This is a genomic window from Legionella drancourtii LLAP12, from assembly GCF_000162755.2.
GTDB lineage: Bacteria > Pseudomonadota > Gammaproteobacteria > Legionellales > Legionellaceae > Legionella > Legionella drancourtii.
Genome location: NZ_JH413822.1, coordinates 145,379 through 161,445 on the forward strand (window position 1 = coordinate 145,379; position 16,067 = coordinate 161,445).

A 16,067-nucleotide genomic window follows, 5' to 3' on the forward strand; every position below is an offset into this window, starting at 1 on the left:
ATTATGACAACAATAACATACGAAGAGTTTGAGCGAGTGAATTTGCGCTCTGGTACGATTGTGAAAGTAGAAGAATTTCCAAGGGCAAAAAAGCCGGCATTCAAAGTGTGGGCAGATTTTGGACCTGAGATTGGCGTATTGCAAACATCAGCTCAAGTGACTGTGCATTATACGCCCCAGTTTCTTATTGGGCGCCAGATTGTGGGATGCGTTAATTTGGGAGAAAAGAATATAGCGGGCTTTACCTCTCAGTTTTTGCTTGTGGGATTTGCGGATGAAAGCGGCGCTATATGTTTGATAACAGTTGATCCAAAGGTTCCTAATGGACAAAAAATGCATTGACATAAGACGCTTCATCCTCACTGGTACCCCAGGAAGTGGAAAAACTTCTGTCATCAAAGAGCTAGAAAAATTAGGTCATACTGTTCTTCATGAAGCTGCGACGGATGTCATTAGCATAGAGCAAGCTAAGGGTATAGAAAGACCATGGGAAGAGCACGGGTTTTTAGATAAAATTGCACACATGCAAAAAGAACGCCAGATGAATTCTACCGGAAATATGCAGTTTTATGATCGCTCACCTTTTTGTACCTATGCTCTTGGTAAATATTTATCTCATTGGAGCAATGACGATTTTAAGCCTTCTTCCATATTGCTTGATGAAATTCTTCGTTGCCTAGAGGGTGGAGTCTATCAAAACAAGGTCTTCTTTTTTGAAAATTTGGGCTTTATCGAGCACACTGATGCTAGAAAAATTAGCTACGAAGATGCATTGGTTTTTGAACAGATTCATCTAGATGTTTATAAAGAGTTTGGTTTTGATATTATGATGTTATCAAAAGAGCTGACGGTCACTTATCGATGTGAATTTATTTTGGAACAAGTCGTATGTTAAAAATACTTGATAAAATTTTAGATCAATGGATTTTAGAAGAATTCAAAACCTTCCCTAATCAAGGGATACTCTGGGAAATTATTGAACATCAAAATACAGGAAAAATATTCGAGCTACCATCTAAGGCAATTTTGATTATGGAGAATTGCCCCGATCCATTTTTATTTATTGCAGGTGAGCTGGAAGATGAAGATGTGACGGAGGTCATCTCTCTTGTTGGTGGATTAGAGTTCCCCATGCTGTACTGCCGGGCTAAATATCATCATCTGTTTTTAAAACGCGGCTGGAATTTTCATTTGCGTAGTTCTCTATCGCTGCTTAAACTAAAGCAAATTATATCACCCGATCCTACCCTTGAAATTAAGCCTATCGAATCAATCGATCTTTTTAAACAATGTACCTGGTATAAAGAGCGATCTGAACTTTATGGGGCAGATGAAAATTTTTTACGCCATGGTATCGGCTACGCTTTATGCAAGGGCTCTAGTGTTGTTAGTGAAGCTTATGCAAGTAAGGGCGGTGGATATGCTGAAATAGGCGTTATTACCCATCCTGAGCATAAACGCAAAGGGTATGCTACATTAATTGTCGCTCATCTAATTAACGAATGTAAAAAATTGAAAATCATTCCACAGTGGAGTTGTAATATAGATAATCGAGCCTCTCTTTATACAGGTCTGAATATGGGTTTTGAAATTGATAGCTACTACACGTTACTTGTCCCAGATTGTGGTAATGTTTTATGTCAAAACTTAATAAATTGGTTAGAAAATAATAATTATTGTGCTTGATATTGAGTAACAGCTCGGGGAAAATACAAAATAGGCGTTCCATCAGGGGAACCAAACTCTGCAAACCCAAGTTGTCGACCGTCAGGCAATGTCATGCTTAAGCTATCACTCCTTGTTTTATTGTTCATAATCAAACCTCACATCAATTGCAAATAGTGCCCACCATAAAACATAATGGCGGACAAAATTTTCAAGATAATTTGTTTTCAGCATAAAATCGCATGGCCTCAACTAAATACTCAACCAAGTCAGCATGATAGCTGCTATAAAAAGAGCGATAGTCCGGATGATCAAGATACATTTGAGCTAGTCCTTTGTATGTTTCCTTAGTGGGTATCCAAAAATTACTTACCCATGTGTAATGTCTTTGGACTAAGGTTTGTACTTCACTGGAGTTTGGCTTTAAGTGATTATTTACGGCTGCAGCCAAATCTTGATTCAATTGTTCTCCTTCCTCTTTAAATGTCTCCCAGTTAGGCTTTTTCCAATGTGCTACTTTTTGCCAACTTTCATCAATCTGTTGCTGAGATATAACTCCTGTATCAAGCATATATTGTTCATGCTCTTGTTGTTTTTTTGGATCAAAGCCGTCATACATTTCCGCATCACGCATGATTAATTTTCCTCTTATATGTGAAATGGTTTTATCAATCGTCTTGATGAGCGTGTCAGTTCTCGCAAGACTGGATTGAAGTATGGATTTATGAGTATTTAATGCTTCAATTTTATCGAAGTCATTGCTACTGATAATTCCCTTGATGTCATTTAGAGGAAAACCTAATTCACGGAAAAATAAGATTTGCTGAAGCATCAAAAGTTGTTCTTCGCCATAATAACGATACTGATTATCTCCATAAAAAGCAGGCGTTAATAAACCAATCTCATCATAAAAGCGAAGGGTTCGAGTACTGACCCCTGAAAGCTTTGCAAGCTTATTTACCGTGTATTGCATGTTTACTCCTCTGGCTGACTTTCCACACGATAAAGGATGACGTAACGTTAAAGTCAATGGTTTTTTATGAGGCTTTTAGATTTAGTTAAGTATAATCCTTAATTTTGGATTTAAAGCGCCAACCTAACAAGATGACGCTTACGCAGGCACCTATAACCATTCCCCACCAAAGCCCGACTCCATTAAGATGGAAGCGAGTGGCAAGTATGTAACCAAAGGGTAAAGCGATTCCCCAGAAACCAATAATGGATGAGAGCAAAGTAAAATGAGTATCTTTTAGCCCTCGCAAGGAGCCAAAGAGAGAAATTCTCGTAGCCTCAATGATTTGAAAAATCGCGCTGATTCCCAAAAACTGTGTTGCAAGGTGTACCGTTTCTAAGTTTTCAGGTTTGTAAATATTAAAATCGATGGAGATTAAGATGCTTGGGAAGGTCCAAAAACAAAGAGCGACAAAAAACATCAAGCTAGCAGACATACAGATTCCAGCATAAGCAGCTTGTTTGGCAGAGGATACCTCACTTGCACCCAGTAAGTGCCCCATACGTACTGTAATTGCTTGGGCGATACAGAAAACAATAGACATAAGCACGCCTAAATACTGCAAGGCGATTTGATTTGCTGCTAAAAGCTCATCTCCAAAAGAACCCATCACCAGGGTTAAGGCGAAGAAAAACGCGACCTCAACGCAGTACATCAAGCCCATGGGTGCACCAACTTTGATTAATTCAAGTAAGTAGGATTTTTTTGTAAGTGTAAATAGATGACTCAGATAGCTTCTGTACTCTTTGTTCATTAAAACATATAGACTTAAGAGGATGAATGTAATCCAATTACCAATGGTAATTCCCCAACCTGCACCTGCAACACCTAGTGCCGGCAATCCAAATTTTCCAAAAATTAAGGCGAAACTGAAGACAATAGTCATTGACATTGTAAGGATGCTAAATATCAAAATCACACGCGCTCGCCCCAAACCAATTATAAATTCCAGTAAAGCAATGACTAGAAAGTTAGGAAATAACCCCCAAGTAAGTGCGTGAAGGTATGATTGTGCAAGAAAAACCGTATGAGGACTCTGACCAAAAATCAGAAAAATAGGAGATATGTTCCAAAAAAAGAATACTGCAGGGATGGATAATAAAATGGCTAACCAAACTCCATCTCTCACCACAAGAGATATACCATGCTTGTCTTTGGCACCGAATTTATGCGCAACTAAAATATTAATGGAGCTTAAAGTTCCAAAAAGAATAACTGCAAAGGTACCAGCAAGCCAACTAACTATAGCACCCGCTGCCAATGCTACTGGACCTAAGTGGGCAAGGAAGATGGTTTCAAAAAAGAAGGTTGCAGACTGAATGAGCCCGGTCATCGCCAGTGGAAGTGCCAAAAGGAGTAAGGGATAAATATTATTTTTAAATTGTTTCACCAAATACTCCCCAAGAAAAGAATGCGTTTTTCGCATTAATGTTTAATAAATTCTAGCATCCAATTTTTTTAGATTATCTATAGAGCACATGCCGCTTAAGAGGACTGTTTTCACTAAGCTTAGGGTGATAAAAATCATCGCTTGGATTATGTTTCCAGTTGGGAATTAATGTCATTCATGAATTGCAGCGCAGTTTTTTCAAACTCATTAAAATGATTCTCGAAACCATGATCTGCACCATTAATAGTAACAAACCTAGAATATATGTTTTCTTTTTCCAAGGCTTGTTTTAAATTCAACTGCTCTTGTAAAGAAACTCTATCATCTGCTGTGCCATAAACGATTAGTACCTTAAGTGTTTTTGGTATATTTGTGAGATTATTGACGGGATTGCGATTCTTAATCCAATTTTCAAAGGTTGTATGAGCACTGTTTTCGAAAAACTGTTTAAAAAGATATTTCATATCAGGTCGTTGTTGCATCGTTACCTGTAGGTCTACGTTACCTGAGACAGAGATGGCTTTATTTACAAGTTGCTGAACGTATTTGCTTTGTTGTAAAGAAAGAAACATTTCCAAAGCACCGCGACTTACCCCCATCATTGTATAAGGTGCCTGCAGTTTTACATTCGAAAAATCTTCAAGACGAGGGATAAACTTAAGAAGGTTTTCAACATCATGGACATCTTCTCCACCAAATTCATCTTTACCTTTATAAATATTTCCGCGATATAAGGTACCTACAACGTTATAGCCCTTAAGAAAAGAGAAACGATTATTGGGTCGCATAAGACCAAAAAATTTATTGCCTCCGCGTAGAAATATTAAAGTTGGGCTTTGTTTTTGATTTGTTAAGTAGCTAAAATATCCAGCTACTTCATGTCCATCACTAAGATACTTGAAAATCACAATCTTACGATCACCACTGATTAAAGGGGCTTTTAATTCAGCAGGGATACTCTCATCTAAAGACAGTTGCTCTGTAATGTCTTTAAAGTCAGTGTTTCCTTTTAATCTATATATTTCGGCTCTGCTTTTAGATAATTTTAAGGATTGATAGTCTTTATATGTCCTGATAATAACATTATGGTACGTGGCAATTAACACAACAAAAATTAGAATAATTAGCAAACTTATTTTTTTAATCATGGCTGTTCGTTTTGTAGGAAAAACTCATGTAGTTTTTCTCGTAATAATTTCTTATCAGGTAGTTGAGTTTTATATTCTGCGATTACTGCTGGTGATAAGGTTCTATTTAGAGCAAATTCAACAACTTCATCATCTTTATTTGCACACAGTAATATTCCAATAGCTGGATTTTCATGTTGTTTTTTTACATTTTGATCTAATGCTTCAAGATAAAAAGAAAGCTTGCCTAAATATTCTGGTTCAAAACGGCCTACTTTTAATTCAAATGCAACCAAACAGTTCAATCCCCGATGAAAAAATAATAAATCTATAGCAAAATCTCGATTACCAACTTGGATAGGATATTCTGAGCCAACAAAGCAAAAATCTTTTCCTAATTCAATTAAAAAATCTTTTAGTTTATGCAATAACCCTCGTTGTAAATCTATTTCATCATGTCCATCTGGTAAATCCAAAAACTCTACCATATAGGCATCTTTAAATATGCTAATTGCTTCTGGCCTTAATTCAGTAAGTATCTTAGAGCTTTTTTGAGGGTGTAATATTGCTCGTTCAAAAAGAGCGGCTTTTAATTGTCGCTCTAGTTCTCGCTTGCTCCACTGTTCGCGAATGGCTTGATTAACATAAAAAAGTCGTTCTTCTCTACTCTTGCTTTGACTCAATATAATTAAATTATGAGTCCATGGTAATTGTCTCACCAGTGGTGAGATAATTTCATCGTGGCAATATGTTTCATAAAACTGACGCATCCTAAATAGATTTACTTTAGTAAAACCCCGCAATCCTGGTAGAGTTTCAGCAATATGGCTAGCCAATTGAGGGATAATTGCATCACCCCATTCTGCATTTTTTATTTTCAGGCTAATGTATTGTCCAACTTGCCAATATAAATCAACCAGCAAGGTATTAACTGCTTTATAAGCTTTTTCACGAGCATTATGAATTAACCCGATTATTTCAGAGAATTGCACTATCTGATTGTTTGTAATGTTTTTATCCATATGAAGGTATTCAAAATAAAATTGTTAATTTTGTCAGGCGACATTCCTAATAAATTGCACCACGACTCCAATGATATCGAGTTTAATATCATCACCTACTTTAATGTTTGGCCAATTATCATTTAACGTTAATAATTCAAATTCTGGTGAAGTATAAGATAATTTTTTGTACTGGCAAATGATCACTTCAGATTTACCATCCATCCTAACTACTACATAATTTCCCGGTTTTGGCTGCGCAGAAGAATCGATCACCAGTGTATCATTCAGTCTGAACTCAGGCATCATACTGTCATCAATCATCTTTAAAGCAAAAGCATCTCCTTCTAATGTTGGTAATAACGCTGCGCTAACAGAAATTAGTACAGCATTATCTGAACTACCTTGTTCACGTAGTTCATTGAGACAATGTTTGGCATCACATGCCTGATGATGGTTGAATAAGGGAATCAACCTACTGAGTTTTTTTGTTTGGTTCTCTTGTTTTTCATCCGATAAGCACATTAAAAAAGCCGCGGGTACTTCTAACGCATTAGCCAACTGTTTAATTTCCTCAGGCCCAGGGGTGCGTAGCCCATTTTCCCAATTATTAATTCTCGATTGCTTGAGATCGGTAGTCAAATTTGCCAACCCTTGTTGGCTCAATCCCTTTGCTTTACGTGCCTCATAAATTCGTTGGCCAATTTTTTCTTTTAATCGTGGACACTATCCCCCCCCCCTAAAAAAATTGAAATCACTCTTGATTAACCACAAATCGTGCTATATCATAAGCATTAATTAGCACATTGAGTGACAATAAATATGTTTATTGAGTTCAATTTATCATAAAAACAATATAAAAACGAGAAATTTGGATATTTTTATGCATAGTTATTTAAAAATAACTTCACAAGAACTTAGTGCATTAATGGGGTTACCCTATCTTCAGCAGGTTACTTACTTGCTAGGCATAAGACCTTATATGGATGCCACTACTTCGCTTGTTGGAATCAAAAGAGGCATTAGTTACCAATCATTGGCGGAAACCTTATACGTTGAACCGCATCAAGGGATTCAATCAGGTAGTCCTAGCCGCCAACAATTAAGACGGGTGATCAAAGCCTTAGAACGTGCAGGACTAGTGTATATACAATCCGATGATAAACACCTCATTTTAAAATGCTTGTTGGCTAATTCGAATTATTCTGTCCAAAATAAAGCCGACACAAACCCGACACAGCAAGCCGACACAAACCCAGCACAAAGACGATCAATAAAATCAAGCGTAGTAGAGGTTATCGACACAAATCCAGACATACCTCAACCCCTAAAAGCCGACACACCTCATATAGAAGATAATTATTTATATATTTTCTTGCAGCAAATGTTCGAGCAATTTTGGTTGCTTTACCCTGAGAAAAAATCGCGTGAATGTGCGTTTGAAACTTTTAAGAAAATCAATCCGGATGATCAGCTCCTAAGAACTATGCTGCAAGCGATTGAAGGCCAAATTAAAGCCCGCAGTGCAAAAGAGTCACGCGGTGAGTGGGTGCCAGCTTGGAAATATCCAGCAAACTGGTTGGCACAAAAATGCTGGGAAGATGAAGTCACAATTGAAGTAACTGAGGAGAAAAGGAATGCAAAGCATCGCCCAAGTACTAAAAACACAACCCATGATCCATTCTGGAACTCAGAAACAGAAGACACAGCAAGCGCCAGTGAAGATGAATACAAGCCAAACAACATCATCAACCTGCAATGCTACCGACAGCAATAAAAAGTGTATTGAGAATCTGTTTACACGCTTTGCTGTCTTTTATGGGCACCTGTGGCGCAGTCAGTTTAAGAGCGACGGATTTTTGGAGTTTGCCAAAAATGAATGGCTGGAGGGGTTAAGTCGATTCAGTGATGACACTTTGAATCACGCCATCATTGAATGTCGGGACCATTGTGAAATGCCACCAAGTTTGCCTCAGTTAATTGGCATTTGTCGTGACATAAAAAAGCGAAATAACGTTTATGTCGCACCCAAAGAATTTGCCCCTGCAAATAAAGAGGTCGCGTTCGCTGCCATCAAACAGTGCAAAGCATTTTTATTTTAAAAACTACAGGAGAAAACACATGTTGGTATTAACAAGAAGAGTCGGGGAGTCTGTCGTTATCCATGATGATGTTTACTGCACGATCGTAGGATATCGGGATGGAGAAGTACGGCTAGCTTTTGACGCACCTAAATCCATTCCCGTCCATCGTGATGAAATTCAGCGACGTATCTATCGAGAACGCCAAAAAGATAAATGGTTTCATGACAATGCTCCAAATAAGGAAAGCATTGTTGACCGTTTAATCAGCAAATTCAAGAGCAGCGTAAAACTTAGTGAATATCATAAATAACAAAATCATCAATCAGGAATTAACCAAAATGATAGATCAAGAAGAACAAAGTATAACGGTTAAAGATAGAGCCTGCGAAAAGCTAAAGCGTGATTTAGGTGGTTTGATTATAGGCGCGCTTAGTGATCCTAAAACGGTAGAAATCATGCTCAATGCAGATGGCAGACTTTGGCAAGAGCGCCTGGGTGAAAGGATGCGTTGTATCGGAAGTATCAACGAGGCACGGGCGGAGAGCATTATCAAAACAGTTGCGGGGTTTCATGGTAAGGAAGTTACCCGCTTTAAGCCCTTGTTGGAAGGTGAACTGCCTCTGGATGGGTCGCGTTTTGCTGGGCAGCTTCCGCCAGTTGTTTCACGACCGACCTTTGCAATTCGCAAAAAAGCGCTGTCGGTTTTTACCCTCAATCACTATGTAGAGTCGGCGATTATGACCGAAGCGCAGTGTGAGGCCATTGAACAGGCGGTTGCAGCACATCGCAATATCTTGGTTATTGGTGGCACTGGATCAGGAAAGACCACCTTGGTTAACGCCATCATCAATGAAATGGTGATTCATGCGCCTCAAGAACGCATTTTTATCATTGAGGATACCGGCGAAATCCAGTGTGCCGCTAAAAACTGTGTCCAATATCACACGACCATTGATGTAAACATGACCCAGCTGTTGAAAACCACGCTCAGGATGCGCCCCGACAGAATTATTGTTGGCGAAGTTCGTGGTTCTGAGGCTTTGGATTTGCTGGATGCCTGGAATACCGGGCATGAAGGCGGTACTGCAACTCTCCATGCCAATAACTGTCTGGCCGGTCTTTATCGTTTGAAATCATTGATTACCAGAAACCCTGCAGCACCCGCTGAGATTGAGCCGCTGATTGGCGAGGCTGTGCATTGTGTTGTGCATATCGCCAGAACACCGCAGGGTCGTAGGGTAGAAGAAATCATCTCGGTTCATGGCTATGAGAATGGTCATTACAACATTGAAAAACTTGTTTAAGGAGAAAATGAATGCACCAAGTAACCCGATTGAATCAAAAGAACTTTGTCTTGATGGGATTAACGATTTTGTTTTTGCTGTTAATCACCCATCCAGCCTTAGCAGCAACGGCTGGTGGCGGCCTTCCCTTTGACTCGTGGCTCACCAAAATTCAAAAATCTGTCACAGGACCCTTTGCCTTTAGTGCGGCCATTATCGGTCTGGTTGCTGCAGGGGCAACGCTGATTTTTGGTGGTGAGTTAAATGGCTTTATGCGCTCCTTAATCTTTTTTGTTCTAGTGCTAGCTTTTTTAGTTGCTGCTCAAAATACCATGACGGCTATTACCGGAAAAGGCGCTGAAATTTCCAAGCCCTCTACGATAACAATTGCGCAGGATATCCAGTCATGAGTTTGCGCACTATCCCAATCCGCCAATGTGGAAACCGCCCGAGTCTTTTCATGGGCGGTGACCGAGAGCTCGTGATGTTTTCAGGTTTGCTGTCCGCCATTCTGATATTTGCAGCTCAAGACTGGCTAGCGGCCTTTGTTGGGGTATTGATGTGGTTTTCAGCCTTAAAAGGTCTTCGTCTCATGGCCAAATCAGATCCATCAATGCGAGCAATTTATCTGAGACAAAGACGCTATCAGGCCTATTATCCAGCGCGCTCAACCCCGTTTAGGACTAATCGAAGAGGTTATCAATGATTGAATTAATCAGTTTTTTAATCAGCAGCACAGGGCTTGTTCTTTTAAGCCTGTTGTTCTGGGAAATCCGCTTGAAAACACGTGAACGACTTTTAAAAAAACACAGGTCGCACCAAGCTGGTTTGAGCGATTTGCTCAACTATGCTGCCGTGATTGATGATGGGGTGATTGTTGGTAAAAACGGCTCATTCATGACCGCCTGGCTTTATAGTGGTGAAGACATTGCCAATACCACCGATGAGGCGCGAGAAATGCTTTCATTTCGTATCAATCAGGCCTTATCGGCCATGGGTAATGGGTGGATGATCCATGTTGATGCGGTGCGACGGGCCGCGCCTGGTTACAGCGATATAAATCATTCGCATTTTCCTGATGCCATTTCTTTAGCTGTTGATGAGGAAAGACGGGCACTATTTGAACAACTGGGAACCCTTTATGAAGGGTATTTCGTGATTACCTTGACCTGGTTTCCCCCTGTATTGGCGCAAAAGCGTTTTGTAGAGTTGATGTTTGATGACGATGGCGTTCATTTGAGTGATAAAGCCAAAACCGATCAGTTGATCGAGGAATTTAATCAATCTTGCCGGAACTTTGAGTCGCGGATGAGTTCTGGGCTTCATCTTGAAAGACTGGTTGCTGAAAAGGAGTCTAATTCGCCTGTCCATGATAATTTCTTAAGACACTTACAATTTTGCATCACAGGCCTTAATCATCCGGTTAACCTGCCTAAAAACCCGATTTATCTTGATGCCTTGATTGGCGGCCAGGAGCTGGTCACAGGGATTACCCCTAAAATTGGCAGAAAGTTCATTCAATGCGTGGCGATTGAAGGCTTTCCCATGGAGTCTTTTCCCGGGATTTTAACGGCACTGACCCAATTGCCGGTTGAATACCGTTGGAGTTCTCGCTTTATCTTTATGGATGCGCATGAGGCCGTCGCGCATTTCACTAAGTATCGTAAAAAATGGAAACAAAAAGTGAGAGGCTTTTTTGATCAGGTTTTTAATACCAACTCTGGGGTAATTGATGAGGATGCACTGGATATGGTCAAAGACGCGCAATCAGCCATTGCAGAAACCAATTCAGGCATGGTCGGCCAAGGTTATTACACCTCGGTTGTTATATTGATGGATGAAGACAGAGTTTTAGTTGAAAAAGCAGCATTGATGATTGAAAAGAACATCAATGCCTTAGGCTTTACCGCAAGAACTGAAACCATTAATACCCTCGATGCCTTCATGGGCAGCTTGCCAGGTCATGGAGTTGAAAATATCAGAAGGCCTTTGATTAACACCATGAATCTGGCGGATTTGTTACCGACGTCCAGCATCTGGACAGGTGAGAATAAGGCGCCTTGCCCCTTGTTCCCTGCATTGTCACCGCCCTTGCTCCATTGTGTCACCAGCGGAAATACACCTTTCAGGCTGAACCTCCATGTTAGGGATTTGGGCCATGGCATCATGTTTGGTCCAACCCGTTCGGGTAAATCAACCCATCTCGGGTTAATTGCCTTGTCCTGGCGGCGATATAAAGAGGCGCGTATTTATTCTTTTGATAAAGGCATGTCGATGTACCCCACCTGCAAGGCAACCGGTGGCGAGCATTACACTATTGCCGATAAAGCATCAACGCTTACCTTCGCACCCCTGCAGTTTTTATCGGCTAAAGCAGACAGGGCATGGGCTATGGAATGGATTGATACCATTCTGGCCTTAAATGGCTTAAACACAACGCCTGCCCAGCGTAATGAGATTGGCCATGCCATCATGAGCATGCATCAAAGTGGCTCTAAAACTTTGTCTGAATTTGTCATGACTATTCAGGACGAACCTATTCGTGAAACCCTAAAACAATACACTATTGATGGTCTGATGGGACATTTATTAGATGCCGAAAGCGATGGTCTTGGTTTGTCCTCCTTTATGACATTTGAAATTGAGCATCTCATGGGTTTGGGTGAGAAATTCGCCTTACCAGTTTTACTATATTTGTTTAGACGGATTGAAACCTCGTTGGATGGCAGACCAACCCTTATCCTGTTGGATGAGGCCTGGTTGATGCTGGCGCATCCGGTGTTTAAAAATAAAATTGCCGAGTGGCTTGATTCCATGGCCAAGAAAAACTGTGTGGTCTTTATGGCAACACAGCATTTATCACACGCAGCAGGCTCTGGCATTCTCGACATTATCGTTGAATCCACCGCCACAAAAATCTTTTTACCTAATCTTTTTGCTCGTGATCCAGAGACACGGTTGATTTATGAGCGCATGGGCTTAAACCCGCGACAAATCGACATCATAGCCACCGCCCAACCCAAACGCGATTACTACTACGTCAGTGAAAAAGGCCAGCGGCTTTATCAGTTGGCATTAGGACCGCGGGCGTTAGCCTTTGTCGGGTCAACCGATCCTGACTCTATCGCGCGGATGAAACAGCTGGAACAACAATTTGGCGAACAATGGGTGAATTACTGGCTCTTGGAAAAAGGCCTCACGTTGAACCAATATGGAGAAGCAGCATGAATAAAATCAGACAATGGCTAACGCCCGCATCCAAAAAACTAAAACTCACGAATAACCCTTATCTCAATGCCAAAAGAGCCTGGAATACACACACCGCAGGCTTGATGAAATCACTGCAAATCTGGCAGCTGATAGGCTTAAGCAGTTTACTGGTAGCCTTGGCTGCCGTTGGCGGATTGATTGCGATTGGAAGCCAGTCAAAGTTTGTTCCCCTGGTATTTCAGCAGGATTACAGCGGTAACACCCTTTCAGTGACTCGTGCTGACCGAGTTGGACAGGCAAGTATTGATGATTATCGCACCACGGCTGCGCATTTCATTGAGAACCTGCGCATGGTTAGTGCCGATAGCGAGTTGCAGAAAAAGGCTGTTTTTCAGGTCTATGCCTATTTAAACCAAAACGATGCGGCACTCACCAAGGTTCAGGAATTCTACAGCGACAAGCAACAATCCAATCCCTTTGAAAGAGCAGCCCATGAGCTGGTCAGTATCGAAATCAGATCTGTTCTGAAAGAGACTGAGGACACCTGGCAGGTTGATTGGATTGAGACGGCTAGAAATCGCGATGGAACCATTAAACAAAAGCCTGCCTTGATGAAGGCTATTGTCACCATGTATCAGGAAAGTGAGATCAATGACATTGCCAGTGAGTCCATTTTGAAAAACCCGCACCTGATTTATATCCGCGATTTTAACTGGTCTTATGACTTAAAACATGGGGAATAGCTATGAAAAAATTAATCCTTTCATTGGGCTTATTGCTGCCGCTGGCAGGTTTTGCTCAAGACAATAACGAACTCGCCAACCTGTATTTTTCCAAAAATCTGCCTGAATTATCTGCCCATGATAAGTTGGCTTTAAATATCGCTGAGCGTTTTCAACAGGGGGACAAGACCAGCAAGCCTTTTCAATCGTCTGATGGCTCAGTCAGTTTTGTTTATGGTTCTGGTCAAATCAGAGTGGTCTGCGCACCCTTGCAGGTTTGTGATATTGCCTTGCAGCCAGGGGAAGAATTTAACGATATGAATGTGGGCGACCCGCGCTTTATCGTTGAACCCTCGATTACTGGCTCAGGCATGGATCAACAAATCCATTTGCTGATTAAACCTAAAGATGCCGGCCTTGATACTTCGCTGGTGGTCACTACCGACAGAAGAACCTACCATTTCCGTTTAAAGTCGGATCGCTATGACTTTATGCCTTATGTTTCATTCACCTATCCCGATGAGGCCAAAGCCAAATGGCGGATGCTGAAACGTATGCAGGCTGTACGGCAAAAAGAAAATACTTTTGCTGAAACCAATGAGTACCTCGGCAATCTGAATTTCAATTACAGGATTGAAGGCAACGCACGATTTAAACCGGTTCGGGTCTATAACAATGGCGTTAAAACCATTATTGAAATGCCGGCCAATATGTCGCAAAACGAAGCCCCAGCGCTCTTGGTCTTACGAGGCGGCGGGCTTTTCAAAAAGCCGGAATCAGTGATGGTCAATTATAGACTGCAAGGCTGTCGCTACATTGTAGACAATGTCTTTGACAAGGCAATTCTGGTTATTGGCAGCGGCTCATCCCAAGAAAAAATTACCATTACGAGGTGTTAGAGATGAAAAAATTAAGTCTGATACTACTGATGATTCTGTTATCAAGCTGTACAACCATGCGTTATGGCAATTTCACTGCTCCAGCGGAAGGCCGTAATGCTTATCTGGCTCAGGATGCCGTGCAGCAATTAATCCGTATTTATCCCCCGGCGCAGAATATCTTTTGCCTTAATCAAAAAGTAACTGATGATTTTGGGCGAAGTCTCATTCAAGAGATGCGAAAAAAAGGCTATGGCGTGATTGAAAACGTCCAGAAAAAGCAAAAGGCCAATTTTTTCTATGTGGTCGATGAGATAGATCTGGGGCAATTGTATCGGGTCAGCCTGTATATCAACAGCCAAGCCTTGAGCAGGCTTTACGACAGCAACAAGAACCAGCTTGCCCCAGTTAGCGCCTGGTCGCACAAGGAGTAATATTGATGAAACCAAATAATGATTTGCTGACACCTGATTCTTCACCCCAAAAGCTCAACACAGCCGGTGTGAAACGAGTTAATAATCTACCCCTGGTCATTGCTATTAGTGTTCTGACTGTCTTTGTCCTGCTGATTGCCTTGGTGGCATATAAGCGCGGTAATGCACAGAATCAGATCGTAGAACCATTAAAAATTGCGAGTGCCAAAAAAAATACCTTAAGCCTTGCCAATGAGATAGTGGGAAATCGCAAGGCCGGGGTCTTGCCAGCTTTTGAAGAAATTCAAACCGCTAAGCCATCAATTGACTTACCGGAACCCCTCCCAAAGCCCAAGGATTTGGAAGATCAAACTGTTTCAGATACCGAAATAGAGCGCATCCGCCAAGAAAAAACGCAGGATTTTGAGGAAGCGGTCAAGGCCAAGACCGCCATCATGGTTGATAACACCCGGTTGAACAATAAAGAGCAGCCAAGAGCATTGCCAGCCAACCAGGATGTAACCATGGATATAGACGTAGCCTCTCACTTTAAAGCACAACTGCAAGCCTTGCAGCAAAAGCAAAATGCAAGACCCGTGGCCTTGAATATTGGTGGAGAGGAAAACGAGATGCGCTGGCATTTAAACTCAAGGCTTGAAAATCCCAATAGTCGATTTGAGTTGCGGGCAGGCTCTGTTATCCCCGGCGTGATGGTAAGCGGTATTACCTCGGAATTACCGGGGCAAATCATCGGTCAAGTCTCGCAGAATGTTTATGACACGCCAACAGGCAAACATCTTTTGATTCCCCAAGGCACAAAACTGATAGGGGTTTATTCCAGCGATGTGAGCTTTGGTCAAAACTCAGTGCTGGTTGCTTGGCAAAGACTGGTTTTCCCTGATGGTAAAGCACTGGATATCGGCTCTATGCCTGGTTCAGATAGTGCGGGATATGCAGGCTATCGCGATCAGGTTGATCATCATTATGCAAGAATATATGGCTCTGCACTTTTGATGTCTGGCATTGTCGCTGGCATTACCTACAGTCAAAATATTAATCAACCCAACCAATACGGCTTTGCCCAACCAACCGCGGGCAGTGTTTTAAGTCAGGCCTTAGGCCAGCAATTGGGTGAGGTAACCTCGCAGCTGGTGTCCAAGAATTTGAATGTCTCTCCGACTATCAATATTCGGCCTGGCTACCGGTTCAATATTATCGTGGTGAAAGACTTAACCTTTAACCGGCCTTATCGCCAATTTGCTTATTAATATAGGAGAAATGT

General features: G+C 41.4%; 20 protein-coding genes. 14 read left to right on the forward strand and 6 right to left on the reverse strand.

Translation table 11 applies throughout. The annotated features are described in order from the left end of the window. Positions 1 to 3: 3 nt before the first annotated feature. The 3 genes from LDG_RS09200 to LDG_RS09210 are packed head-to-tail and all read left to right on the forward strand — an operon-like array spanning position 4 to position 1,686. Entirely contained in the window at positions 4 to 342 is a 339-nt protein-coding gene (locus LDG_RS09200) for a tRNA-binding protein (RefSeq protein WP_006871028.1), read from the forward strand. Beyond that, positions 323 to 895, forward strand: a complete 573-nt coding sequence (locus tag LDG_RS09205; protein ID WP_006871029.1) for an AAA family ATPase — start codon at positions 323 to 325, stop codon at positions 893 to 895. Before LDG_RS09200 ends, LDG_RS09205 begins: the two co-directional genes overlap by 20 nt. After that, entirely contained in the window at positions 889 to 1,686 is a 798-nt protein-coding gene (locus tag LDG_RS09210) for a GNAT family N-acetyltransferase (protein WP_006871030.1), read from the forward strand. Before LDG_RS09205 ends, LDG_RS09210 begins: the two co-directional genes overlap by 7 nt. Here LDG_RS09210 and LDG_RS19645 read toward each other — a convergent pair. The 6 genes from LDG_RS19645 to LDG_RS09235 all read right to left on the reverse strand — a co-directional run bounded on the left by LDG_RS19645 (position 1,674) and on the right by LDG_RS09235 (position 6,900). Next, positions 1,674 to 1,814, reverse strand: coding sequence for a hypothetical protein (locus tag LDG_RS19645; RefSeq protein WP_006871031.1), 141 nt, complete (start codon positions 1,812 to 1,814; stop codon positions 1,674 to 1,676). The two genes, LDG_RS09210 and LDG_RS19645, sit on opposite strands and share 13 nt — an antisense overlap. 62 nt (positions 1,815 to 1,876) lie before the next feature. Next, on the reverse strand, positions 1,877 to 2,638 hold the full coding sequence (locus tag LDG_RS09215) for a MerR family transcriptional regulator (protein WP_006871032.1): 762 nt from the start codon (positions 2,636 to 2,638) through the stop codon (positions 1,877 to 1,879). 85 nt (positions 2,639 to 2,723) lie between these two features. Next, positions 2,724 to 4,067, reverse strand: coding sequence for an MATE family efflux transporter (locus tag LDG_RS09220; RefSeq protein ID WP_006871033.1), 1,344 nt, complete (start codon positions 4,065 to 4,067; stop codon positions 2,724 to 2,726). A 146-nt stretch (positions 4,068 to 4,213) separates the two neighbouring features. Continuing rightward, positions 4,214 to 5,215, reverse strand: coding sequence for an alpha/beta hydrolase family protein (locus LDG_RS09225; RefSeq protein ID WP_006871034.1), 1,002 nt, complete (start codon positions 5,213 to 5,215; stop codon positions 4,214 to 4,216). Then, the gene (locus LDG_RS09230; protein ID WP_006871035.1) at positions 5,212 to 6,216 is read right to left on the reverse strand and encodes a PDDEXK nuclease domain-containing protein; all 1,005 of its coding nucleotides are present in this window, start codon (positions 6,214 to 6,216) and stop codon (positions 5,212 to 5,214) included. The genes LDG_RS09225 and LDG_RS09230 overlap by 4 nt, the downstream gene beginning before the upstream one ends. Positions 6,217 to 6,249: 33 nt before the next feature. Then, the gene (locus tag LDG_RS09235) at positions 6,250 to 6,900 is read right to left on the reverse strand and encodes a helix-turn-helix domain-containing protein (RefSeq protein ID WP_040535116.1); all 651 of its coding nucleotides are present in this window, start codon (positions 6,898 to 6,900) and stop codon (positions 6,250 to 6,252) included. 178 nt (positions 6,901 to 7,078) lie between these two features. On the opposite strand from LDG_RS09235, the gene LDG_RS09240 reads away from it, so the two are divergent. From LDG_RS09240 to LDG_RS09290, 11 genes are read left to right on the forward strand one after another with little or no spacing between them, the layout of a single operon-like run. After that, entirely contained in the window at positions 7,079 to 7,972 is an 894-nt protein-coding gene (locus LDG_RS09240; RefSeq protein WP_006871037.1) for a hypothetical protein, read from the forward strand. 16 nt (positions 7,973 to 7,988) lie between these two features. Then, a complete protein-coding gene (locus tag LDG_RS20255; protein ID WP_040535194.1) occupies positions 7,989 to 8,297 on the forward strand; it encodes a hypothetical protein in 309 nt (102 codons plus the stop codon). 19 nt (positions 8,298 to 8,316) lie between these two features. After that, positions 8,317 to 8,589 carry a carbon storage regulator CsrA gene (csrA, locus tag LDG_RS09250; RefSeq protein WP_006871039.1) on the forward strand — a complete coding sequence of 91 codons (273 nt, stop codon included), beginning with the start codon at positions 8,317 to 8,319 and terminating at the stop codon, positions 8,587 to 8,589. A gap of 28 nt (positions 8,590 to 8,617) precedes the next feature. Beyond that, positions 8,618 to 9,583 (forward strand): P-type conjugative transfer ATPase TrbB, encoded by a 966-nt coding sequence (trbB, locus tag LDG_RS09255; protein WP_006871040.1) that lies wholly within the window; start codon positions 8,618 to 8,620, stop codon positions 9,581 to 9,583. 11 nt (positions 9,584 to 9,594) lie between these two features. Beyond that, positions 9,595 to 9,972 carry a TrbC/VirB2 family protein gene (locus tag LDG_RS09260; RefSeq protein WP_006871041.1) on the forward strand — a complete coding sequence of 126 codons (378 nt, stop codon included), beginning with the start codon at positions 9,595 to 9,597 and terminating at the stop codon, positions 9,970 to 9,972. Next, entirely contained in the window at positions 9,969 to 10,268 is a 300-nt protein-coding gene (locus LDG_RS09265) for a conjugal transfer protein TrbD (RefSeq protein WP_040535119.1), read from the forward strand. The genes LDG_RS09260 and LDG_RS09265 overlap by 4 nt, the downstream gene beginning before the upstream one ends. Next, on the forward strand, positions 10,265 to 12,790 hold the full coding sequence (locus tag LDG_RS09270) for a VirB4 family type IV secretion/conjugal transfer ATPase (RefSeq protein WP_006871043.1): 2,526 nt from the start codon (positions 10,265 to 10,267) through the stop codon (positions 12,788 to 12,790). Before LDG_RS09265 ends, LDG_RS09270 begins: the two co-directional genes overlap by 4 nt. After that, positions 12,787 to 13,515, forward strand: coding sequence for a conjugal transfer protein TrbF (locus tag LDG_RS09275; protein WP_006871044.1), 729 nt, complete (start codon positions 12,787 to 12,789; stop codon positions 13,513 to 13,515). Before LDG_RS09270 ends, LDG_RS09275 begins: the two co-directional genes overlap by 4 nt. Positions 13,516 to 13,517: 2 nt before the next feature. Further along, positions 13,518 to 14,393: a P-type conjugative transfer protein TrbG gene (gene trbG / locus LDG_RS09280; protein ID WP_006871045.1), complete on the forward strand. Its 876-nt coding sequence runs from the start codon at positions 13,518 to 13,520 to the stop codon at positions 14,391 to 14,393. Positions 14,394 to 14,395: 2 nt separating this feature from the next. Further along, positions 14,396 to 14,806 (forward strand): conjugal transfer protein TrbH, encoded by a 411-nt coding sequence (locus LDG_RS09285; protein WP_040535123.1) that lies wholly within the window; start codon positions 14,396 to 14,398, stop codon positions 14,804 to 14,806. A gap of 5 nt (positions 14,807 to 14,811) precedes the next feature. Further along, positions 14,812 to 16,053, forward strand: coding sequence for a TrbI/VirB10 family protein (locus LDG_RS09290; protein ID WP_006871047.1), 1,242 nt, complete (start codon positions 14,812 to 14,814; stop codon positions 16,051 to 16,053). The last annotated feature ends 14 nt before the right edge of the window (positions 16,054 to 16,067 follow it).